Origin of the sequence: Angelakisella massiliensis, from assembly GCF_900104675.1 — a bacterium.
Lineage (GTDB): Bacteria > Bacillota > Clostridia > Oscillospirales > Ruminococcaceae > Angelakisella > Angelakisella massiliensis.
Genome location: NZ_LT629945.1, coordinates 2,066,621 through 2,089,836 on the forward strand (window position 1 = coordinate 2,066,621; position 23,216 = coordinate 2,089,836).

Consider the following 23,216-nt stretch of genomic DNA (forward strand, 5'->3'; position numbering starts at 1 on the left):
CCTGGATGGACGTAGTGGATGTACTGCGCCAGGGAGTGGGCGTCGCACTGAAGCTGGGAGGACCCATTCTGCTTCTAAGTATGCTGGTGGGTATTATTGTAGCCATTTTCCAGGCGGTCACTCAGATTCATGAGCAGTCCCTTTCCTTTGTGCTCAAACTGCTGGTAGTGGTATTGGTTCTTCTGGTGGGCGGCGAATGGATGTTGGAGACGCTGCTGGATTTTTCCAGATATCTGTTCACTTTGATGTAAAGGCGGAGCGATGGTGGATTGGGCCCAATTGTTTTTAATGGAATTGATTTTCATGCGGATGTCGGGCTTTGTCCTGTTTAACCCGCTTTGGGGCCAGCAGCAGGTGCCGGGTTTGGTGAAGGCAGGATTTATTATGGGCTTGTCTGCTGTCGCCTTCGGGCTGTGGAACGGAACGGCGCCGCCGCTTCCTTCCAATCTGGTGGCCTTTACAGCAATGATGCTGCTGGAACTGGCTGTTGGATTCGCCCTGAGCTTTGTGATCCGTCTGTTTTTGTCTGTGGCCCAAATGGGAGGAGAGATCATCGATACCCAGATGGGCATGACCATGGCGCAGATTTACGACGCCAGTATGCAGACCAATATGACGGTGACAGGATCGCTGCTGAATATTTTATTGATCCTGGACTTTTTTGCGGAGAATGGACATTACACCCTCGTTCGGATTTTGACCCTTTCCGGAGAACTGCTGCCTTACGGGACAGCGGCGCTGGGGGAAGCGGCAGCCTCATACATAGCAGAGATTTTTCTTTCCTGTATGGTTTTGGCTGTGAAGCTGGCGCTGCCGATTCTGGCGGCGGAGCTGCTGGGTGAAATCGGAATGGGAATGCTGATGAAAGCGATCCCTCAGATCAACGCTTTTGTAATCAATATGGAGCTGAAGGTAATCATTGGATTGGGACTTTTCTTTCTCTTTCTGACACCCATCAATGAGTTTTTACTGGATGTGGAGCTCCAGATGCTCTCCCGGCTGCAGCAGCTGTTTGCGGTTTTGGTGGGTCCATAACCGTTTTTCCCTTGGCCGATATGGGAGGTGGTTGGCTTGGCCGACAGTTCCAAAACTGAAAAAGCAACCCCTAAACGACGGCGGGATGAACGGGAAAAAGGCAATATCTTTTTCAGCAACGATGCGGTTTCGGTCCTGGTGCTGCTGTGCAGCTTCGGCGTGATCCGCCTGATGGGGCCCGGAGCGGTGGAACAGCTGGAAAATTTCCTTCGTTATTGTATGGTTTTGGCTTCTCAGCCGGAACTGCCTGTAACAGATCAGCTCAGGGAGCTGCTGGAACAGTTTGTGCTCACTTTTGTCAAGGCAGGCGGACCGATTCTGGCGGCGGCGGTGGCGATGGGTGTGGCGGCTACATTGTTTCAAACCAAAATGCTCATTTCCAAAGAAGCACTCAAGCCAAAGTGGGAACGCCTCAACCCCATTCAGGGAATCAAACGGCTGTTTTCCCTGCGCAGCCTCATTGAGGCGCTCAAAGGCATCCTGAAGATCAGCCTGCTCCTTTGGCTCATTTACAGTTTTCTGTCCGACGTGGTGACGCTTTTCCCCAAATACTTTTACACCGATCTGCCCTCTGCGGCATCCCATTTGTTCGGTCTTTCCTTTCAGCTGGTGATGCAGATCCTGCTGGCATACATTGTCCTTGCGGGAGCGGATGTTTTCTATCAGTGGTGGGATTATGAACGTCAGCTGCGGATGTCAAAGCAGGAGATCAAAGAGGAATATAAACAGACAGAGGGCGATCCTCAGGTAAAGGGCAAAATCAAACAGCTCCAGCGGCGGATGGCTCAGTCCCGGATGATGCAGCAGGTGCCCCAGGCGGATGTGGTGATCCGAAATCCCACCCATTTTGCTGTGGCGCTGCGGTATCATGCTGAGACGGATCAGGCCCCGGTGGTGCTGGCGAAGGGACAGGATTATCTGGCGCTGCGGATCGTGAAGATGGCGGAGCAGCATCATGTGGCAGTGATTGAAAATGTACCCCTGGCCCGGGCGCTTTATGCCACCACAGAGGTCAACCAGCAGATCCCCCCGGAGCTGTATAATGCGGTGGCGGAGGTCCTGGTGTACCTCTACCGGCTGGAAGAAAAGATGAAATAGGGCGAGAAAGTAGGAACCTGTAAGCTATGAAACGAATCATGAACAACGCTGTATCCTTGCTTGTGGTGGTAGTGGTATTGTTTTTGGTCATACCGCTGCCTACCTTTATGCTGGATATTTTGATTGTTGTGAATATCTCTTTGTCCATCATGATCCTCATGATCACGATGAACATTTCAGAAGCGCTGGATTTTTCCATCTTTCCCTCGCTGCTGTTGATCACCACTCTGTTTCGCTTGGGGCTTAACGTTTCTTCCACCCGGAAGATCCTTTCCCAGGGAGGAGACGCCGGTGTAGTGATCCGTTCTTTCGGACAGCTTATTACCCAGGGCAATATCGTCATCGGTGTACTGATCTTTCTGATTATTGTTTTGGTACAGTTTATCGTCATTACAAAGGGCGCGGAACGTGTCGCTGAAGTGGCGGCCCGTTTCACCCTGGACGCTATGCCCGGTAAGCAGATGGCCATTGACGCGGACCTCAATTCCGGCATGATTGATGAAAAACAGGCTAGAGCGCGCCGGGAAAAGATCCAGAAGGAAGCGGATTTTTACGGAGCCATGGACGGTGCAACCAAGATCGTCAAGGGCGACGCGGTAATGTCTCTGATCATCACCGCCATCAACTTTGTGGCGGGCATCATTATTGGCGTGGTTCAGGGTGGAGGCGATCTGGCCTCTGTCATGAGTGTTTATTCCATTGCCACCATCGGTGATGGACTGGTTTCACAGCTGCCGGCGCTGATGATTTCCACCGCAACGGGTATGATCGTCACCCGTTCTGTTTCCGACGGCAGCTTGAATGAAGATGTGGTTCACCAGTTCAAGGCGCAGCCTCGGGCGATCCTCTCCACCGGTATCATTCTGGTGGTGCTGGGACTGATCCCGGGTTCACCCACAGTACCACTGGTGTTTGTGGGTACGGCTTTGTGCGTTGGAGGATACATCGGAAGTCAGCGGATGTCCCAGGAAGCTGCTGTAGCCCAGCAGGAGGCTGCGGAAACCGCGGCGCCTGTGCCGGAGACCCAAGCGGTCAGCGAGGCGGATTATTACAAGGATATCAATAATGTTTACTCGCTGCTGACGGTGGAGCCCATTGAGATGGAATTCGGTTACAGCCTTATTCCGCTGGTGGACGAGCACAGCGGCGGCAAGCTGATCAACCGGATTGTGATTTTCCGGCGGCAGTACGCTCAGGATATGGGCTTTGTCATTCCCTCCATCCGTCTCCATGACGGAGCCTCTTTGGGTACCAATCAGTATGTGATCCGTATCAGGGGAGAGGAGGTAGCCCGGGGAGAAATTCTGGTGGACTACTATCTGGCTCTGGAGCCCTCCAGTCCCTCCGGTGAGATCGACGGCATTGAGACAGTGGAACCTGCCTATGGTATTCCGTCCCGCTGGATTTTGCCGGAGAACAAAGAGATGGCGGAGATTTATGGCTACACGGTCATTTCTCCCTTGACGGTAATGCTTACCCACCTGTCTGAAACCATCAAAAAGCACGCTTACGAGCTGCTTAATCGTACTGAGACAATGCAGCTGGTGGAAAATCTGAAGAAGACGGAACCGGATCTGGTGGCGGACGCCATCCCCAATGTGGTGACCTACGCCAACCTGGAAAAGATTCTCCGCAGTCTTTTGAAGGAAGGTATTCCCATCAAGGATCTGAGCGTGATTCTGGAAACCATTGTGGACGCTGGTTCTACCACCCGGGATTTGGATCTGATTACCGAACAGGTGCGCAGCGCTTTGAGCCGTACCATTACCAGAAAGTTCTGCGACAATGGTCAGCTGCGGGTGGTGACGCTGGATGCGGAGCTGGAAACCAAGATCCTCTCTGCCCTCACCAAGAAGGAGCATGGAGTATATCTGGCGCTGAGCCCCGATGTGATGCAGCAGATGATTGCTCAGCTGGGGGACCTTCGCAAAAAGTTCGAGGAGCTTTCTCAGACGCCGGTGGTGCTTACCAGCCAGGTCATCCGTGTCTATGTCAGCCGGATGATTTCCCAGTTTTATCCCGATGTTTATGTGCTGTCTTTCAATGAGATCACCAGTGATGTGCAGATCCAGGCCATCGGGAATATTTCTCTCCAGCCGCAGCAGCAGCGGGCTTAATTTGCTAACAAAAAAAGGATGGTCAGTCCATGAGTATCGCGACACAAGAAATCCCCGTCGTTTCCCAAACGCCGCGGGAAGTAAAGGAGGATCTGAAGCAGCTGGATAATGACGAGCTTATCCGTCGTTATAAGGAAACAGGGGACAACGAGCTGAAGTGGGAGCTGGTGCTGCGCTTCGAGGATCAGATCCGCCGTGTGGCGCTGCGTACCTGTGGCCTTTACAGCAGCTTCAGTCAGCTGGATGATGTGATCCATGAAGGGGTGCTGGCGCTGCTGAGCGCGGTGGACCGCTTTGATCCATCCAAAGGCGTCAAGCTGGAAACCTATGTGGCTAAACGCCTCAGGGGCATGATCATCGACCTGAGCCGCAAACAGGACTGGATGCCCCGACAGCTGCGGCAGACCGCCAACCGAATGAGCCGGGCGGTGGAAGAGCTTTCCATTGAGCTGGGCCATATGCCGGTCAGTCAGGAGGTGGCGGACTATCTGGGCGTCACCAAGGAAGAGTACGAAAAGATGCTCTCCGACACAGCGGGAGCCAATCTTCTCTCTTTTGAAGCGCTGCTGGAAAACTACGGCAGTGTTTCCGGGGCCATGGCAGAGAAAAAAGGCGGCGAAGATTCTCCGGAAGAGCTGTGTGAGGAGAAGGAACTGCATGAATGCCTGGCTGAAGGAATCAAATCCCTGCGGCCCAACGAGCGGCTGGTGCTGTCCCTTTATTATGAAAAAGAGCTGACCATGAAGGAGATCGCCCGGGTGATGGATGTCAGCCCTCCCCGTGTTTCACAGATCCACAGTCACGCCATTCAGCGACTGCGAATCTTTCTGAAGGAACGAATGGAGCAGTAAACGCCAGGAAAGGAATGGTTTTGATATGACAAGAGGATTTTATGATCTTACTTCCGGGATGCTTTCCCAGAGCAGAAGACTGGATGTGGTGGGCAACAACATGACCAACCTCAGCACTCCGGGTTATAAGCAGCAGCAGTATACAGATACCACCTTTGGTGAGGTGCTCATCAGCCGTATAGGAAATTCCGATAAGAGCGGCAATCAGGTGATCGGTCAGAGCAGCAGTATGCTGGCTCCCGGTGAAATGACCATAGACTATGGCCAGGGGGCATTGGAAGAAACCGGTTCCAACCTGGATTTCGCCATCCAGGGAGAGGGGTTCTTCGCGATCCGCACCGATAACGGTGTGGAATATACCAGAAACGGCAGTTTTTCTCTGGATAAAAACGGTTATCTGTACCTGCCTGGTTATGGACGGGTGCTGGATGAGGATAAACGGCCCATCCAACTGGATACCGACCAGATCCGGGTGGATTCCCGGGGAGGAATTTATGGCCAGGAGGACGGCGAATATTACGGCAAGGTGGGTGTGTTTACCTTCCGGGACAATGACCGTCTGACCATCAGCGAAAGCGGACTTTTTGACGCCGGCGGCCAGGGAGCGCGGGAAGCGGATACACCGGTGATCTGGAAGAGCCTGGAGAGCTCCAATGTGGATATGATCCGGGAAATGAGCCAGATGATGAGCGCGCAGCGGGCGCTGCAAAGCGCGGCCCAGGTGCTCAAGCTCTATGACGGTGTGCTGACCAAGGCCACCTCAGAGCTGGGAAGAATGTAACGGACAGGGGGAGATCAGGATGATTCAGGGATTTTACAGTGCTGTGACAGGGGCTTCTCAGCAAATGAAGCAGATGGATGTTCACGGAAACAATATTGCCAATGTCAACACTTATGGATTCAAAGCGGAAAAGCCTTCCTTTCAGGCACTGATGTATGATATGGTAGATGGTGTGGATGGGGAGCGTCTTCCCAAGGGCAGCGGTACCTTGATGGCTTCCACCGCCACGGATTTCAGCTCTGTGGGGCTGACTCAAACAGGAAGAAACCTGGATTATGCCATTGAAGGGGAAGGCTTTTTTGCCCTGTATGATCCGGATACCGAGGAAATTTCCTATACCAGGGATGGGTCCTTTACCCTCGCCTCCTTTGATGGAGATGATGGGGACGGCTGGTATCTCAGTGACGGCCAGGGCCGTTTGGTGCTGGACGCGGATGAGGAACCCATCAAGGTGACCGATCCGAAGAAGCTTCAGCCGGTTGGGGTATTCACCATCCAGTATCAGGATGGCCTGCAGCATGTAGACAGCAGCCGTTTTGTGGCTTCCAAGAAGAATGGGGATATTGAGGCGGAGGATATTACTGTATTGCAGGGATATCTGGAATCCTCCAATACAGATCTGGCTGCGGAGCTGGGAAAGGTTATTGAAGCTCAGAGAGCCTACACCTATGCCTTGCGGATGGTAACCACCGCCGATGAGGTGGAGACCACCATCAACAATCTGACCACTTAAAAGGCGGGACGCAAAGATGAAAGATTATAGTGAACTCAACGGCCTGGAGCTGGATACCCTCAGAGAGATTGGCAGCATCGGCACCGGCAATGCCGCCACCGCCCTTTCTTCTATGCTGGGATGCACCGTCCACATGGAAACGCCGGAGGTTCGAATCATGGGCTATAACGAAGCCATTGAGTGGATCGGCGGCCCGGAAACGGTTACAGCCGGTGTTTTGGCACGGGTGGAAGGGGAAATCGGCGGCATCATGCTGGCGGTTCAGAAAATGGAGTTTGTCAATGTGGCCCTGCAGCGGATGGTGGGCCATCAGATCGGAGAATATGATCAGCTTGATGAGCTGGATATTTCCGCACTGGTGGAAGTGGGGAATATCATGATTTCCGCTTTTATCAACGCTCTGTCCGGCCTGACCAATATGACCATCAAGCTGTCGGTGCCGGCTTTCGCGGTTGATATGCAGGGGGCTATTATCGCTGTGCCTATGGCGGAGTTTGGCGGTCAGTCTGATTATATTATGGCCATCGGAGCGGAGCTGATCTGTGAAGGACATACCATGCCTTGCCGGATCCTTCTTTCTCCCGACATCCGTTCCCTCAATTTTTTGCTCAAGCGTTTGGGGGTATTGGATGAATAGCAATAAGGTTGTGGTGGGCATCGCGGACATGAAAATTATCCAGGGCAGCGGCGAACTGGTCACCTACGCTCTGGGGTCCTGCATTGGGATCTGTCTGTATGATCCTGCCATCAAGCTGGCGGCATTGGTTCATATCATGCTGCCGCTGAACATGGAGACCGGGCGCAAATCTCCGATGAAATATGCTGACACTGGTATCCGGGAAACCCTCAAGCAGATGGAAAGCTGGGGAGCAAAACGGATCCGGATCGTGGCAAAAATTGCCGGAGGCGCCAAAATGTTTGAGATTCCCGGGGGCGGGAGCCTGGGCAATATCGGACAGCGGAACATTGAAAGCGTTCATCTCAACCTCAAACGGGAGGGAATCCGCCTGCTCAAGGAAGATGTGGGAGGAACGGTGGCCAGAACCCTGCGCTTTGACGCGGCTACAGGGCAAGGCTACATTCACAGCTACGGCAAGCCGGAATCCATCCTGTAAAAAGAAAAGGGAGAAGAAAGCGGGGGACATACATCATGGAACAGGAAAAAAAGGGGATCTTGCTGGAATCAGGCACCAATGAGATCGAGATTTTGCAGTTTACCATTGACGGCAGCCTGTACGGGATCAACGTGGCAAAGGTGCGGGAAATCATGATGTCTGCACCGGTACATTTTATGCCCCATTCCCATCCGGCGGTAGAGGGAATTTTCAAGCCCAGGGACGCGGTGATCACCGTGGTCGATCTGCCGGAATATCTTACCGGGCATCCAACGGAGAAGAAGCCCAAGGATCTGTTTATTATCACCTACTTCAACAAAACCCTCATTGCCTTCCGGGTACATACAGTGGTAGGGATCTGCCGGATCTCCTGGCAGGATATCCAGAAGCCTGATCGAACCGTTTCCGGCGGACCTGATGGAGTAGCTACCGGAATTGCACAGTGTGAAGGGCATCTGGTGACGATTCTGGACTTTGAGCGGATCGTTGCGGAGATCGCGCCGCAGACCACCATTCAGATGTCGGAGGTGGAGGCCCTGGGAGAGCGGTCCCGGGATACCCACCCCATCTGGATAGCGGAGGATTCCATTCTGCTTTCCACCATGATCAAGCAGGCGCTGACCAAGGCGGGGTATACCAATCTGAAGATGTTTGCCAATGGCCAGGAGCTTTGGGATGCGCTGCAGCAGTGGAAAGAGGAGGAGGATCCCAGGCCCAACGTGTCCCTGGTGATCACCGACCTGGAGATGCCGCAGATGGATGGACATCGTCTGACCAAGCTGATCAAATCCAGCCCCAACTTTAAAAAGATACCGCTGATCATATTCTCCTCGCTGATTACTGATGAGATGCGGATCAAGGGAAAGCAGTTGGGCGCTGACGAGCAGTTGAGCAAGCCGGAGATCGGCCATTTGATCAAAGTGGTGGATGAACTTCTGGAGCGGAGCGCCGCGGAGAAATAAAGGGGGAGCGTTGCATGAGCAAGTATATTGTTCGCCAGCCTATCAAGGATCGGGACAGTAAGATCATCGGTTATGAGATTCAGTACCATGGTGAAAACACAGCCTTTGGTGATGACAAAAACGCCGTGCCGGCTTCCAACGACTTTGCCGCCGCGGACACCATTTACAGCTTTTTGACCCAGAACACCGATAAGCTTCTTCGTGGTTCGCTGAATTTTATGACCTTTACCACCACACTGCTGATGAAAAAGACCCCCAGGCTCTTCGACAAAAATGAGCTGGTGATCCAGATCGATGACAGTGTGATCATTCATCCTCTGGCAATGCATTTGGTGCAGCAGTATGTAAAGGAAGGGTATCGGGTAGCGGTCAATGAGTTCCAGTTTGCCCCCCGGTATCTGGCGCTGCTGGACAGCATTGACTATATCAAGCTGAACCTGAAGAGCACACCCATGGTGACGCTGAAAAACATTGTGGACATTGCCCACAGCATGAGCAAGCAGTGCATCGCCATTGATATTGATCGGGAGGATCTGTATCAGAAGGCCATCAAGCTGGGTGTGGACGCTATGGAAGGCCCCTATGTGGCGGCAAAGCTGACCACAAAGGCTCACAGCAGCGGATATCTTCAGAGCAATTTCTTCCGGCTGTTGATGGCCATCACCCAGGAGGAGCCGGATGTGGTGGAGATCGAGCAGATCATTTCAGTGGATGCCACCCTTACTTATGGACTGCTGAAGATGGTGAACTCCTGCTATTTTGCCGCTCGCCGGGAAGTGACTTCGGTCCGTCAGTCCATTGTGATCATGGGCTTGAGTGAGCTGCGGCAGTGGGCATATCTTCTCAGCGCCAGCAATGCGGAGAATCCCATTGAGGAAGGGGCGGAAGAGTTCCTGCGCCTGTCCTTTATGCGGGCCAATTTTTGCAGCAGCCTGATGAACTATGCCCAGCAGATGCCCATCTCCAAGCCGGACGCCTATCTGATGGGTATGTTTTCTACCCTCAATTACCTCATAGATGCTCCGCTGGACGAAATTCTTGCCCAGATCCCTCTGCGTCAGGAGATCAAAGACGCTTTGCTGGAGCACAAGGGCCGGTGCGGAATGCTTTATGACCTGGCCATCAGCTATGAGCGGGCGGATTGGAGCCGGATCGATCAGCTGGCAGGGGAGTTGGGTATTCCAACCAATCTTCTTACCAGTCTTTACTTCAACTGCATGGAGGAAGTGAACCGGATCTGGAATGAAATTACCCGGCCCAATCCCAACCAGACAGCTGCCCCAGAACTGAGCAAACAGCTTCAGATGAACAAATAAAACGGATTTTCGGGCAGCGGCGACGCTGAATCACAGTGCGGCTGATACCGGAAAATGTCTGTTGCAGTACAAACAAACGCCTGTCATGATCAGCAGTGGTCATGGCAGGCGTTGTATTTTGGAGAAAATATTTGTTTTATGCCCTCATCCCATCAATAGCAAAAAACCATTGGGGACGACAAAACATCCTTTCCGGGAGGCTGTGGGTGTCAATGGTCATCCAGCTGGTGGCGGGGATGTTCCAAAACCTCCTTGCAGGCGAAAATAACCTGTGCGGTTACGGTAGACTCGTACTTTGCCCGGTACAGATTCATCATGGGAGCACAGGCGCCTTCAGACAGCACGACATATTTGGCAGGCAGCCTTGAAAGGGCCAAAGCCATAGCGTCGGCCAGGCAGCGGGGACAATTGCAAAGATGGAACAGCTTTACATACCGCTCCAGCTTTTCTTCCACCAGTATAGGCATCACATTGATGAAACGGGCTCCGTCAGCAAGAGAAATTTCCCACTCCATGCGGGGCGGTGTGGAAGCAGCAGAAGAATCGGACAGATCCCCGGTGATTTGAGGAGACAATGCTTCCTCATCGGTGGGGGAGGGAGGAACGGTATCAGTATCGCAAGCGGAGGCATCTGACAGATCAGAAGCAGAGGGCTCCGGAGTATTCGTATTGGGCAGGGGTACAGCGGGTGGAAGGTCCTCCTCAGTGGGAGCGGCAGGGACAACGGGGGCGGCCGTTTCCGCCGGCTTGGGAGGCTGCTGCTCCAGCTCCTGCATCAAAGCCTGCTCCAGAGCGTCGTGGATTTTCCCTTCCACCGCTTCGTTATTGGTGCGGGCAACTTCCAGAATAGGAGGGGAAAGCTGTGACTGTACCGGAGCGGGAACGGGCTGTACCGGTGTGGGAGCAGAGTTTTCCCGCTGAGAAACAGCCGGTGATGGTTCCTCGTCAGGGGAAGAGAGCAGATGCAGAACGTGATCGGTTTTGCTGGTTTTGGCGCTTTTCTTGGTTGCCATTATTTCATCTCCCCTTTGCCCTGGATCCCTGTAATTTCTTCACACAAAGCCGCAAAATCCAGTGCCGGCTTGGAGCGGGGAGCGTAATCCACCACGCTCAAACCGTGGGCAGGCGCTTCTGCCGCCGCGACACTGTTGTGGATTTTGCTGACGAAGACCTTGGACTGCAGCTGCTGAGCGATCTGTTCCGCCAGCTCCAGCATCTCCTGGCTCAGGTTCAGACGGGGATTAAAGCGGTTGAGAAGAATACCCATGACTTTCAGGCGGGAGTTGTAATAATTGCGTACGCTCTTGACGGTTTCCTTGATTTGGGAGACGCCCAGCAGGCTGAGGACCTCCGGCGCCATGGGAATAATCAAATTGTCTGAAGCCACATAGGCGTTGACAGTGAGAATATTCAGGGCAGGGGGGGTATCGATGATGATGAAATCATAGTTTTCCTCCAGCTTTGAAAGGGCGGTTTTCAGTAAAAATTCCCGGCCGGGCTTGTTAAACTCCAGTTCCGCCGCCGAAAGCAGAATATTGGAAGGCAGCAGGTCACAGATGTCTGTGTGAGCAAGCACCTGCTGAGGTTCAAGATCGCCCCGAAAGACGTCATAAAGAGTGTGACAATGTTCAATATCCAGCCCCATACTGAATCCCAAACTGCCCTGGGGGTCCAGATCCACCCCCAGAACACGGAATCCTCTTTTATGCAGGCAGGATAACAAAGCGGCGGCAGTCGTAGTCTTACCTACGCCGCCTTTCTGATTGGTAATTGCGATGATGGCAGAGGACATACCCTATATTCTCCCTTCTTCTTTGCCGCCGCTGATGCCGGAAAGGTATTGAGATAAAAATGCCTTGCCGGCACTTAATTTTCGGGCGGAACGGACGATATATCAAATAGGGTAGTAGGCAAGGCTACCAGATCAAATAACAATCATCATTTTACTGAAAACGGAATGTTTTGTCAATCAACGCTATGGATGTCTTGGAACATTTGAGTTGCCGCAGTAAGGAGTGAAGAAAAATGGCGTCTATATCAAGTCTGCTTGGCAGCAGTTCTTCCAGCAGCAGTATTTATGGCAGCCGCAACAGCAATATCATATCCGGTTTGGCCAGCGGTTTGGATACAGAGTCCATGATCGAAGGTATGGTGGAAAGCTACAAGCAGAAGATCCTCGGTTTGCAGCAGGATCGCACCAAACTGCAGTGGCAGCAGGATGCTTATCAGAGCATTTCCAATAAGTTGGTGGAGTTTTCCAGAAAATATATGTCTTATAATTCCACCACCAATCTGTTCAGTGCCAGCTTTTTCAATAATTCTGTTATCACTACCCCCAAGGGTAAGTACGCGGACCTGGTGACTGCCTCCGGCAAAAGCAGCAGTCAGGTGGTGCTCAACGGCGTCAAGCAGTTGGCGACAACCAGCCGCTACAGCAGTTCAGCGGTTTCGCTGGGAGCACAGGGTACAGTGGCCAAGGGCGATCATGTGGACCTGAGTACCCCCATGACCCTGAGCAAAATGAGCGGTTCGCTGGCTATTGCCTATGGAAATCAGAACGTTGTTCTGGATTTTGGGGAGACAGAGGACTTTTCCAATGCCGACGGCACTCTGGATACAGCTAAGTTCCAGAAAGCGCTGGAAGAAAAATTGTCTGAGCAGAAGCTGAAAAATCAGGATGGCGACGAGGTGAGCGCCTCGGAGCTGATTGGGGTGAATGTAAGCGCTGACGGCACTGTAACACTGAGCAACAAGGATTCCGGCGGTGACAGTGTATATATCAAGGGCGCCAGCGGGGATTTTGCCGGTATGGTGTCTGACCTTACCAGCGCTGTATCCGGTCAAGAGAGTGAATTCACCATGAAAACGGATGTAGAAGTGGCGGATCATTATGCTTCCAAGGCGGAATATCTTTCCGGAAAAACCTTTTCTGTCACCCTCAACGGCCAGACAAAAACCATTACTTTGGGGGAAATCTCCAGAAAGAATGGACAGACCTGGAGCGAGGCCACAAAGGATGCTGTGCAGCAGGCCATAGACGGCGCCTTTGGAAAGAAGGAGGACGGCAGCAGCCGGGTGGAGGTACAGCTGGTTTCCGATCCCAACTCCTTTGCTTTTAAGGTACAGGAGGGTGATACCTTCTCCATCCGTTCCACTGAAACCGGAGTGGGAGAGATCCTTTTCGGTGAAGGCAATGATCAGCTTACATCCTATCTGAATGTGGGCAAAAGCCTGGGAGATCTGCTGGGAAGCACCGGCGGAAGAAAGATTCAGGGCGAGGGCAGCCCGGTCCTCCAGGAAGACGGCACCTATCTGGATGAAGCAGGCAATAAAGTGGATAAGGATGGCTATCTCATCCATGATGACGGCAGCTACCGGTATGAATACGATGTGGAGATCAATGGTGTCAAGATCGGCACCTATCAGGACGATACCGCGCTGGAAACCGTTATCAATGACATCAATTCCAATTCCAGCGCTGGTGTCAATGTTACCTACTCCAAGCTGACCAATGAGTTTGTTCTCACGGCCAAACAGACCGGCGCGGCACAGCAGATCCGCATTGGTGAGCAGACCGCGGACGGAACGGAAAACCTGGCGGCGAAATTGTTCGGGGCGACAGTGGACGAGAATGGCGATGTCATCCAATCCGAAAACTATACCTCCGGCCAGGATGCCGTTTTTGTGGCGACGGTCAACGGCAAAACCACTACCTATACCCGCAGCACGAACAGTGTGGATCTGGATGGTTTGACCGTTACGCTGGACGGTACTTTCAATGTCAATGAAGAAGGCAATCTGATTGATGAAAATGAAAGTGTGACCTTCTCCAGCAAGACAGATACGGACACCATTGTGGACGCCATCAAACAGATGGTTGAGGATTATAACGCAATGGTTACCGAGGTCAAGAAGGCTTATTCCGATATGCCCCTGCAGCAGTCCAATGGCTCCGGCTATGAGCCGCTGACAGCGGAAGATGAAGCTGATATGAGCGAAAGCGAAATCAAGGCTTACGAGGAAAAAGCAAAAACCGGCATCCTGTTTATGGATCGGGATTTGTCCTCCCTTTACAGCGCTCTGCGTTCCGCGGTGGTTCCCAGCGGATCCGATGGCTCGTATCTGCGTTCTATTGGTATCGAAACCAGCTATGAAGATGGCCTGACTACCATCAATCTGGATGAAGAGGCCCTTCGCCAGGCTTTGGAGAGCGATCTGGACGGCGTCAAAAATGCCTTTACCAAGAGCAAAGAGTATGGCTCTTCCACCGATGGACTGATGGCATCCATCCAAAAGGTAACAGACCGTTACGCCGCTACCACCGGCGCGGTCAAGGGCATTTTGATTGAAAAAGCCGGCTCTCAGTATTCTCCCACCGCCGCGCTGGACAATGAGATGCTCAACAAAATGGAGGAAATTGATAGCCAGATTTCAAAATGGCAGAGCAAGATGTCTGATAAGGTGGATTATTATACCAATAAGTTCACCCAGCTGGAAATGCTGATCAATCAGATGAATTCCCAGAGCTCCGCTTTGGCTGGGCTTACAGGCTGAGCACAGCTCTGATCAAAAGAAAGGACCGCAAAATTTATGGATATGCGAGGCTATCAGCGCTACCGTGAAGATTCGCTGAATACCATGACGCAGGGAGAACTGCTGCTGCTGCTCTATGATGAGCTGGTCAAGCGCCTCAAACAGGCTGATCTGGACCTGGGACAGGAGCGTTACAGCACGTTTGAAGCGGCAGTGGACAGAGCGGTGGCGATTATCCGCTACTTATCCGACACCTTGGACCACAGTTATCCCATCAGTGCCAATCTGGACCGGTTGTATGAATATTTCTGCTATGAGCTCAGTCGGGTAAAGGCAGGGCGAAATAAGGAAGAGCTGGAACGTGTGCTTTCAATGGTATCGGAGCTGCGGGATGCTTTCCGCCAAGCGGAAAAGAGCACGGTATCGGTCCGTTGAGAGGGGAATAAAAAATGGATGAGCAGGTAGCTGCGGCAGCTTTGGCAACAGAAAGAAAGCGCTATGAGGCCCTCTCTGAAGTAATGGAACTGACAGAGGAACTGTCTGAGGCGATCCAAAGACAGGATCAGGTTTCCATACGGATGTTTCTGGGGATGCGTCAGGAGCCCATCAATCAGCTTCGGGAATATCAGAATATGAGACGGCAGATACAGAGAAAACTGTCTGAAGAAGATGGACGTGTATTGAGGGCGCTGCTTTCCGGCGAGGCCGAAGGAACTACGCCTATGACCAAGAGCCTGAGAAAAGCGGTGGATCAAAATCGGCATCTGCTGGATCGGGTGTTGAAACTGGATCGCCAGTTGAGTATAAAGATAGGTGGAGACAAATCTTTCTATGCCGAAACGGATCAAGGAAAACACCTTTGATCCGCCTCACACGCAGGAAGGATGATTCGCTGCAACATGGAAATTCCCCTGCCGGCAATGATAGGGCAGGGGATTTCTGTGTTATGATGGCATGAAGTGTGCGTCCCGCTGCAGGGAAACAGAGTGGCCAGGATATCTTTTTGACAGCTTTGAGAGGCACACTGTTTAAGGAGAAAAAGGAGCGGCATATGCCAGAGATACAATTAGCAGCAGTCAGCAAATATTATGAACAGGACAAAAAAAGAATTGCCGCTGTTGAGGACGTTAATCTCAGTGTCAAGCAGGGGGAATTTGTATTTGTGACAGGCAGCAGCGGGGCGGGAAAAACCACGCTGCTGAAGCTGATTTCCGGGGAGATTTCGCCGGACTATGGTACGGTGTACCTCAATGGGGCTCCCATGAACGGATTTTCCAGACGCATCTGGCAGCGTAAGCATTGTTTTTTTGGCAGGGTCCCCCAGCTTTCCCAGCTGGTCAAGCAACGGACGATACAAGAGAACCTGACTGCCATTGCCATGGTCAGAGACGGCCGGGCGATAGGTTCGGTGCAGCAAAGAGTGCAGAAAGTGCTGGCAATGGTAGGTCTTTCCGGTGTGGAAGAGCGGTATCCCCTGGAATTGTCTCTGGGAGAATGCCGCAGAATTGAGCTGGCAGGGGCAATCATCAACAGTCCCGCTATTTTGGTGCTGGATGAGCTGACGGCAAATCTGGATGAGGATACCACCTGGGATGTCTTTCATTTGCTGGAGGAGATGAATCACCGGGGAACAACTGTCATTATGGCAACCCATGCAAAAGCCTTTGTCAATATGCTCCGCAAGCGGGTGATCACCCTCATGGACGGGCATATTGTAGGAGATGTGGAAAAAGGACGCTATGGGGACATCAGCCTCACAAAGCGTTCCGATTCCTGAACTGGTTTGGAAATGGGCAAGGAGGAATACCATGTTGAAAACAGAGACGCCATTGGAAAATTTTTCTCCTCAGGAGCCGATCTACGCGTTGGATATAGGTACCAGAAGTGTAATTGGTATGCTGGGAGAAGTGGATCAAGGGCGTGTCCGGATTCTTGCTGTGGACAAACAACCCCACCAAAAGCGCTCCATGATGGATGGACAGATTGAGGATATCGCTCAGGTTGCTTCAGCGGTGATGGAAGTTACCGCACGGCTGGAGGCCAAAACAGGAAGAAAGCTGACCAAGGCTTGTGTAGCGGCTGCCGGGCGTTCCCTTCGCATGGAGCATGGCCATGGGGAGCTGGAACTGGAGCGGCCCGAGACCATTGGTACAGAGCGCCTGGGACAACTGGAAGCAGCGGCTGTGGCCAATGGTGAGGAGGCCTTGCGGCCGTTGGAAGGGGAGCCTCAGCGGTTATTTTTGGTAGGATATACAGTGACCCGGCTTGCTTTGGATGGCTATCCCATGAGCAGCCTGCTGGGGCATACCGGCAAGCATATGGAGGTGGATGTAGTAGCCACCTTTCTCCCCAGTGAAGTGATTGACAGCCTGTATGCGGTGATGGCAAAAGCAGGGTTGGAAGTAGCCAGCCTGACACTGGAGCCTATCGCGGCTTTGAACGCGGCAATCCCCAAGGATATTCGGCTGCTGAATTTGGCGCTGGTGGACATTGGGGCCGGCACATCTGATATTGCCATCTGCCGGGATGGCGGTGTGGTAGGTTACACCATGGCCACAGTGGCGGGAGATGAAATCACCGAAGCCATTATGAGGGCCTATCTGGTGGACTATACCACGGCCGAGGATATGAAGCTTCAGCTGGAACAGGGCGGGTCTGTCGTGTTCACAGATGTTCTTGGGCAGCAGCAGCAGTGTGAAACAGATGAACTGATGGATTCCATTGACGCCGCGGTTCAGGGGCTGGCGGATGAGATCGCCGCCAGGATACAGCAGCTCAACGGCGGGCCGCCGTCGGCTCTTTTCCTGGCAGGGGGAGGCAGTAAACTGCTGGGCCTGCGGGAACGGGTAGCAAAATCCCTTGGGATCAATGACCGTCGGGCGGCGCTGTCGGGAAACCATTTCAAAACCAGCGCCTGTTCCGATGTAGTGGAGCTGGAGGACCCGGAATACACAACTCCTTTGGGTATCGCCATCTCTGCAGGACTTGGACTGATCAGTGACAGTTACCGGATCCTTCTCAATGGCAAACCGGCCAAGCTGTTTCGTAACGGAACCCTGACTGTTCTGGAGCTGCTGATGATGAACGGTTATGGGTATCGGGATCTGTTGGGAAAGAACGGACGGAGCATGGTTTTAAACGTGGATGGAAAACGCATGGTTTTTCCGGGGGAACCGGCAGTTCCTGCACAGCTTCGTATCAATGGCAGCGAGGTTTCTTCCTCTACGGTGGTACATGCGGGAGATCAGGTGGAGTTTATTCCGGCCAAGGCTGGTCAGGACCGGCGGGTATTGGCGGGCGAAGTAATGCGGCGTGTAAATGGACAAAAGGTTTTCCAGGGCGGCGTGGAGCTGCAGCCGGAGGAGGAAGTGGGTGCAGACGAGCCGTTGACAACCACTTTTGTTCCGCAGGTGAAAGAAAATCCCCAAACTGCGGATACGTCTGTCGGTGTAATGAAGGAACCCGCGGCTTGCAGCCTGGTCTTTAATGGTAATCCATTGACTTTGCCCGGCAAACCGGATGGAGGTCCCTATTATCTGATGGATCTGTTGGAGTATTCCGGTATTGATTTTCAGCATCTGGATCGTCCGGTGCGCCTTGAGGTCAATGGCCGGGAGGGAAGTTTCAGTCAGGTCCTTCAACAGGGAGACCGGGTTGAAATCAGGTATGATAACAGAGGAGAGAATTGACTCTATGAGATCATCGTTTCATAAAAAAGCGTTTCCGTGTTTCTTGGGTATTGGTGTTGGTTTGATGTTGGCAGGATGCGGGGCTCAGCCGCTGCCTACCACTTATGAGGTAGGACAGGATACGCTGCCCGCATTCGGCACAACAGAAGAACAATTTCAGGGCAAGATCGCAGACACTCAGACAGACGAGGAAACCGGTGTGTCCAATTATACCTACACAGAGCTTGTATCTGGTGTGCAGGCAGTGAAAACTTATGTGGACGTAATGGATACGGAGTATGGATGCCAGGTAATCGACCAGGAGGGAGTGATCCAAGAAACGCCGGACTTCTCCCAAGCGGAAGGAGAAGTTTTAATAGGCAAGAACCTGGAAAGCGAAGAGGGTATCTTCCAGCTGAATCTGCAGTGGACAGAAAATACCTGTGAGGTTGTGGTTTCCAAAGGTGAAGGGCAGGTGTCCCAGGCAAAAGTGGAAAGCATCTCCATGGAGGAAGCGGTGGATATGTTACAAAAGGCTTCTCCCCAGGAACTGGATCTTCCGGGGGAGAGTATGGAAGATTATGTGATTTGTGCTGATGAAGGCTATGTGATGGTGGATGGACAGGCCAGCTTCCGGATGAATGTATATGACCGCAGCACCCGCACGATTTCCGGTACATATCTGCTGACACTGGACGGTCAGCACCTGTATCAACTGGATCGGAAAGAAAACAGTATCCGCCAGCTGAGTGCTTCCTGATGGATTGCTGAAGGTTAAAAACGGACTGATGTGGATGCGCTGGAAATGCTTTTTCTTAAAATCTGAACGGAAAAACATTTCATCCACATCGCCGGTTCGGTTTTGCCTAGTGTGTATCAGCTTGGAAAAAAGTATGATATCGGTTGATGCTTTAAACAGCAGTAAAAATCTTTTTTAATGTATCATGCACGGTTGATAAAGGGTAAAATATCACACCGGGATACTTTTATTCAGAGAGCTTCTGTTTATGGCTGGCCCTTTTTGACTGCTTCTAAAAGCCTCCCTTTTTTATGCAAACCAGCTTGGCCGGTAAGTTTGTCCCAGCCAGAAACAGGATATGATTACAATGAAAAAACACTCTCCGCAGAAAAAGAACTGTGGGGGAGTGTTTTAGTTTATCTATCGCTTTTTTGAGCTGCCCTCAGCAGGCATATCCAGACAACAGCGTGTATCCCAGGGCTGTTTGATTACCTGCTCAAAAAGCTATCAAAGCTTTTGCCATACTCAAAAGCATAAAAACGCTCCGCACAGAAAAAATCTGCACGGAGCGTTTTCTTTTCATAATCTGAAACTGAGCAGCATCAGAATTCAGCAAAGCCGGTGGTTCTGGGGAAGGGAAGCACATCACGGATGTTGTTGATGCCGGTGATGTACATGATCAGCCGCTCAAAGCCCAGGCCATATCCCGCGTGCTTGGTGCCGCCGAAGCGCCGCAGATCCAGATACCACCAGTAATCCTCTTCCCGCAGCCCCAGTTCATGGATGCGGTCCATCAAGCGGTCAAGACGCTCTTCACGCTGGGAGCCGCCGATGATCTCACCAACGCCGGGAACCAGCAGGTCCACAGCGGCTACGGTTTTGTTATCGTCGTTCATTCGCATATAGAAAGCCTTGATTTCCTTGGGATAATCGGTAACGAAGACCGGTTTGCCGAAAATCTTCTCAGTGAGGTACCGTTCGTGCTCTGTCTGCAGGTCGCAGCCCCAATAGACAGGATACTCAAACTGATCTTTTACCTGCTCCAGCTTTTCCACAGCCTCCGTATAGGTGATGCGGCCGAAGTCAGCCTCTATAATACCGGTCAGGCGGTTGATCAGATCCTTGTCATAGAACTGATTGAAGAAGGCGATCTCCTCCGGGCAGTTGTCCATCACATACTTGAGGACAAACTTGATCATGTCAGAGGCCAGCTGCATATCGTCTTCCAGGTCGGCAAAAGCGATTTCCGGCTCGATCATCCAGAACTCAGCCGCATGCCGAGCAGTGTTGGAACGCTCTGCCCGGAAGGTAGGACCGAAGGTGTAAACCTTGGAGAAAGCCATCGCCATGCATTCCGCTTCCAGCTGACCGGAAACAGTGAGGTTGGTGGGTTTGCCGAAGAAGTCCTGACTATAATCTACCTGGCCGTCGGGAGTACGGGGAGGATCATTGGGGTCCAGCACAGACAGCCGGAACATTTCACCTGCGCCTTCACAGTCGCTGCCGGTGATGATGGGGGTGTGAGCGTAAACAAAGCCTCTCTCGTTAAAGAACTTATGAATGGCATAAGCGGCCACGGAACGTACCCGGAACACCGCGCTGAAGGTATTGGTCCGGGGACGAAGATGCTGGATGGTGCGGAGATATTCCAGACTGTGCTTTTTCTTCTGGAGAGGATATTCAGGGGAGGAAACGCCTTCCACCTGGATCTGGGATGCATGGATTTCGAAGGGCTGCTTTGCGTTGGGGGTCAGGACGATATTGCCCCGAACCACCAGGGCGGCTCCCACATTCTGCTTGGAGATTTCAGTGAAATTATCGATCTTGCTGTCCTCAAAAACGATCTGAAGATTGCGGAAGTAGGTGCCGTCGTTCAGCTCAATAAAACCCAGCGCCTTGGAGTTGCGAATGGTCTTGACCCAGCCGCAAACGGTGACGTCGGAATCAATGTAGTTGTTCACACTGGCGAACAATGCCCGGATCTCGGTGTGCTGCATTTGAAAATCCCTCTTTCAACATGATGGGCGGAAGTTTTTCCGCCGGATAAAAACGGAACCCTGTAAAGGGGCCCCGATAATTACACTTATTATATTATGGAAGGGGATTTTGTGCAATCCTTTTCTTTTAAAACCCGGGAAAAACATTTCTTTGCTTGGAGGAAAGGATACTATTATGGACTGTCAGGGGAGGGGAGAAAAAAGAGAGAAAAAAATAATTTAAAAAATTCGAAAAAGGGGTTGATTTTTCCAAAACTATCGGATATAATAATAACTCGTCGGGCACCTCCTGACACAAAACTGGATAAAACGGTAACACGTTTTAGACGCACTCGGAAAGATGGCTGAGCTGGTCTAAGGCGCACGACTGGAAATCGTGTGTGCGTTAATAGCGCACCGAGGGTTCGAATCCCTCTCTTTCCGCCACAAGGTAAGGACCTGAAGCATTTGCTTCAGGTCCTTTTCCCATTCTCATAAAAGCTTTTTGTTTCAAAGCGAAAAAGGAAAGCGGCGGCAGACAGAAAAGTCTGAGATGAATCCGCTTGGCCTTTACCGAGATTTTGCGGCTATAAAAACAGGGACTATGGGTAATGTGTTTTCCCCATAGTCCCTGTTTTATTTGTGCTTTGGGAAGGTTGGCTGTCCCGTCTCAGATAAGAACGGTACGCAGGTCCAGCTGGTTGAGGATATCCTTCATTTCCTCAAAGGTGCAGCCTGTGGCATAGATGCTGACGGTTTTGTACCTGTTTACAGCGGAGCACCAAATTTGTCCGTCATATTCCTGGATGAGCACTTCCACATTGTCCTGGGTGACAAAAACTTCACTCCGGTCATAGGAGCTGTTAAGGATATATTCTGGATCTTCCCCGCTGTCAAAGAAGGTGTTGTACTCATAGGAGAGGGAAAAGCGGCTTCCTTCCCTGGGGATGTAGCCGAGATGTGTTTTTACCCACAGCAGCTGCCCATCTTTTTCAGAGCGGCACAGAACAGCGATTTGCCCCCCATCCATAGGCGTCATCTTTTCCGCAAGGAAGGTGAGGTCCCAGTCCAGCAGGTCCTCTACAACCATTTTCTGGGCGTAATCCCCAGCTGTACGGTATTCTGTCACTACATTTCCATAAAAACTATCCTCACTGCTGCGGATGACCTGCCGCTCCCAACCGTCACGGCTATAGTCTCCTTCCTTTTGAGAAAGGAGGGTCTCATTTTCCAGCAGCCCTTGTTCCATAGCTCTGGAAACATATTCTGATGGTGTTTCCACATCCTTACTTTCTTCCGCTGTACCTGGAACAGCGTAGGATGCCGCTGCGTCGGGATGATCTTCCGATTGCTGTTGCGTCAGAGCTTCCAGGGAATCAAAGAAGAAAATTTCCCGATGATTGAGTACATAATCCACCGTGAAAGCGGTGAGTGTCAGCAAAGCAGCGGTCAGTACCGCAGCGATAAGAACGGTTCGTACGATTTTCTTTGGTGTGATGTTTTGCGGCTCTTTTTTTGTTTCCGCCATCTTCAAAACCTCCTCCAAGGTGCTTTGGGAGGCATGAAGCGGGGAAAAGGCCCGGCGAATTTCTTCCCTCATGTGGATGCCTCCTCCGATAAATTCTTTCGCAGGCGTTCTCTTGCCCGTTTCAGTCGTGTCCCCACAGTCCCCTGGGGCAGCTTCAGCAGCTCCGCGATCTCTTCTACGGTGTAGCCTTCATAATAATAAAGGTAGATGATGATCCGGTATTTTGTATCCAGAGCCAGCACAGCTTCCAGGAGGTCATTTTCCCGGGGCCCTTCAAATGTCAGCGAATTGATGTAATCAGAAAGATCCTCCGCTCGTCTCCAGGGGGAACGCCAATACTTTTTGCATTCATTGATGGTAACGCGGATCAGCCAATGCTTCAGATGGCAGTCGCTTTGAAAATCCTTATCCGATTGATAAAGACGCAGCAGCACAGTTTGCGTGACATCATCAGCGTCCGGTCGGCTTTTCAGATAACTGAAAGCTAATCGGAAGATGGTATCCATATATTGCTGTGCCAGTTGAACAAATTGTTCTTTTTTCAGCATAGGCCTGACTCCTTGTGAAAAGCTTTTCAACTGTAATATCCAGCAGAAGGTCATTTTTTTCATTATAGCATAAAGAAAATTGGCGAAAGGTGGGAGATCCCCCTTTCCGCACTGGAGCGGATGATCGCTTTCCCTACTGAAAATGGAAACGGAGAGAGCAAATGGTGTTTTTCTTCCATAGGCAAAGTAAGGGAGGAAATTTGTATTTCACATTTG

22 protein-coding genes and 1 tRNA gene are annotated in these 23,216 nt (G+C 51.8%); 18 read left to right on the forward strand and 5 right to left on the reverse strand.

Annotated elements, in window-relative coordinates; genetic code table 11:
• The first annotated feature begins 5 nt into the window (after positions 1-5).
• The 11 genes from BQ5383_RS15150 to BQ5383_RS15200 are packed head-to-tail and all read left to right on the forward strand — an operon-like array spanning position 6 to position 10,008.
• Complete coding sequence (locus BQ5383_RS15150; RefSeq protein ID WP_071433343.1) at positions 6-251, forward strand: flagellar biosynthetic protein FliQ; 246 nt, start codon at positions 6-8, stop codon at positions 249-251.
• Between the two features lie 37 nt (positions 252-288).
• Entirely contained in the window at positions 289-1,035 is a 747-nt protein-coding gene (locus BQ5383_RS15155; RefSeq protein ID WP_268874642.1) for a flagellar biosynthetic protein FliR, read from the forward strand.
• A gap of 27 nt (positions 1,036-1,062) precedes the next feature.
• A complete protein-coding gene (gene flhB, locus BQ5383_RS15160; protein WP_235821996.1) occupies positions 1,063-2,133 on the forward strand; it encodes a flagellar biosynthesis protein FlhB in 1,071 nt (356 codons plus the stop codon).
• A 26-nt stretch (positions 2,134-2,159) separates the two neighbouring features.
• Positions 2,160-4,250 carry a flagellar biosynthesis protein FlhA gene (gene flhA, locus BQ5383_RS15165; protein WP_071433349.1) on the forward strand — a complete coding sequence of 697 codons (2,091 nt, stop codon included), beginning with the start codon at positions 2,160-2,162 and terminating at the stop codon, positions 4,248-4,250.
• Positions 4,251-4,279: 29 nt separating this feature from the next.
• Positions 4,280-5,101 carry a sigma-70 family RNA polymerase sigma factor gene (locus BQ5383_RS15170; protein WP_071433351.1) on the forward strand — a complete coding sequence of 274 codons (822 nt, stop codon included), beginning with the start codon at positions 4,280-4,282 and terminating at the stop codon, positions 5,099-5,101.
• A gap of 25 nt (positions 5,102-5,126) precedes the next feature.
• Positions 5,127-5,882 carry a flagellar hook-basal body protein gene (locus tag BQ5383_RS15175; RefSeq protein ID WP_071433353.1) on the forward strand — a complete coding sequence of 252 codons (756 nt, stop codon included), beginning with the start codon at positions 5,127-5,129 and terminating at the stop codon, positions 5,880-5,882.
• Positions 5,883-5,901: 19 nt separating this feature from the next.
• A complete protein-coding gene (locus BQ5383_RS15180) occupies positions 5,902-6,615 on the forward strand; it encodes a flagellar hook-basal body protein (protein ID WP_071433355.1) in 714 nt (237 codons plus the stop codon).
• A 16-nt stretch (positions 6,616-6,631) separates the two neighbouring features.
• Positions 6,632-7,252, forward strand: coding sequence for a chemotaxis protein CheC (locus BQ5383_RS15185; protein WP_071433357.1), 621 nt, complete (start codon positions 6,632-6,634; stop codon positions 7,250-7,252).
• A complete protein-coding gene (locus tag BQ5383_RS15190) occupies positions 7,245-7,730 on the forward strand; it encodes a chemotaxis protein CheD (protein ID WP_071433359.1) in 486 nt (161 codons plus the stop codon). The genes BQ5383_RS15185 and BQ5383_RS15190 overlap by 8 nt, the downstream gene beginning before the upstream one ends.
• Positions 7,731-7,765: 35 nt before the next feature.
• A complete protein-coding gene (locus BQ5383_RS15195; RefSeq protein ID WP_071433360.1) occupies positions 7,766-8,692 on the forward strand; it encodes a chemotaxis protein in 927 nt (308 codons plus the stop codon).
• A gap of 14 nt (positions 8,693-8,706) precedes the next feature.
• Positions 8,707-10,008 carry an EAL and HDOD domain-containing protein gene (locus tag BQ5383_RS15200; RefSeq protein WP_071433362.1) on the forward strand — a complete coding sequence of 434 codons (1,302 nt, stop codon included), beginning with the start codon at positions 8,707-8,709 and terminating at the stop codon, positions 10,006-10,008.
• A 209-nt stretch (positions 10,009-10,217) separates the two neighbouring features.
• On the opposite strand, the gene BQ5383_RS15205 is transcribed toward BQ5383_RS15200, so the two are convergent.
• Both BQ5383_RS15205 and BQ5383_RS15210 read right to left on the reverse strand, forming a co-directional pair.
• A complete protein-coding gene (locus tag BQ5383_RS15205) occupies positions 10,218-11,021 on the reverse strand; it encodes a late competence development ComFB family protein (protein WP_071433364.1) in 804 nt (267 codons plus the stop codon).
• The gene (locus BQ5383_RS15210; RefSeq protein ID WP_071433366.1) at positions 11,021-11,800 is read right to left on the reverse strand and encodes a ParA family protein; all 780 of its coding nucleotides are present in this window, start codon (positions 11,798-11,800) and stop codon (positions 11,021-11,023) included. The genes BQ5383_RS15205 and BQ5383_RS15210 overlap by 1 nt, the downstream gene beginning before the upstream one ends.
• A gap of 233 nt (positions 11,801-12,033) precedes the next feature.
• Here BQ5383_RS15210 and fliD point away from each other — a divergent pair, with 233 nt between their 5' ends.
• The 6 genes from fliD (at position 12,034) to BQ5383_RS15240 (ending at position 18,969) form a co-directional block, all read left to right on the forward strand.
• Positions 12,034-14,562 carry a flagellar filament capping protein FliD gene (gene fliD / locus BQ5383_RS15215; protein WP_083390007.1) on the forward strand — a complete coding sequence of 843 codons (2,529 nt, stop codon included), beginning with the start codon at positions 12,034-12,036 and terminating at the stop codon, positions 14,560-14,562.
• Between the two features lie 36 nt (positions 14,563-14,598).
• The gene (locus BQ5383_RS15220; protein ID WP_071433368.1) at positions 14,599-14,976 is read left to right on the forward strand and encodes a flagellar export chaperone FliS; all 378 of its coding nucleotides are present in this window, start codon (positions 14,599-14,601) and stop codon (positions 14,974-14,976) included.
• A 14-nt stretch (positions 14,977-14,990) separates the two neighbouring features.
• Complete coding sequence (locus tag BQ5383_RS15225; protein WP_071433370.1) at positions 14,991-15,404, forward strand: hypothetical protein; 414 nt, start codon at positions 14,991-14,993, stop codon at positions 15,402-15,404.
• Positions 15,405-15,592: 188 nt separating this feature from the next.
• Positions 15,593-16,318: a cell division ATP-binding protein FtsE gene (locus BQ5383_RS15230; protein WP_071433372.1), complete on the forward strand. Its 726-nt coding sequence runs from the start codon at positions 15,593-15,595 to the stop codon at positions 16,316-16,318.
• Positions 16,319-16,349: 31 nt separating this feature from the next.
• Complete coding sequence (locus tag BQ5383_RS15235; RefSeq protein ID WP_071433374.1) at positions 16,350-18,230, forward strand: cell division protein FtsA; 1,881 nt, start codon at positions 16,350-16,352, stop codon at positions 18,228-18,230.
• A 64-nt stretch (positions 18,231-18,294) separates the two neighbouring features.
• Positions 18,295-18,969 (forward strand): hypothetical protein, encoded by a 675-nt coding sequence (locus BQ5383_RS15240; protein WP_071433376.1) that lies wholly within the window; start codon positions 18,295-18,297, stop codon positions 18,967-18,969.
• Between the two features lie 581 nt (positions 18,970-19,550).
• Here the strand turns inward: BQ5383_RS15240 and asnS are convergent.
• Positions 19,551-20,945: an asparagine--tRNA ligase gene (gene asnS, locus BQ5383_RS15245; RefSeq protein WP_071433378.1), complete on the reverse strand. Its 1,395-nt coding sequence runs from the start codon at positions 20,943-20,945 to the stop codon at positions 19,551-19,553.
• Positions 20,946-21,279: 334 nt separating this feature from the next.
• On the opposite strand from asnS, the gene BQ5383_RS15250 reads away from it, so the two are divergent.
• Positions 21,280-21,371: transfer RNA gene (locus BQ5383_RS15250), tRNA-Ser, on the forward strand.
• Between the two features lie 223 nt (positions 21,372-21,594).
• Here BQ5383_RS15250 and BQ5383_RS15255 read toward each other — a convergent pair.
• Complete coding sequence (locus BQ5383_RS15255) at positions 21,595-22,524, reverse strand: hypothetical protein (protein ID WP_071433380.1); 930 nt, start codon at positions 22,522-22,524, stop codon at positions 21,595-21,597.
• Positions 22,521-23,000 carry an RNA polymerase sigma factor gene (locus BQ5383_RS15260; protein WP_071433381.1) on the reverse strand — a complete coding sequence of 160 codons (480 nt, stop codon included), beginning with the start codon at positions 22,998-23,000 and terminating at the stop codon, positions 22,521-22,523. The genes BQ5383_RS15255 and BQ5383_RS15260 overlap by 4 nt, the downstream gene beginning before the upstream one ends.
• Positions 23,001-23,216 lie beyond the last annotated feature (216 nt).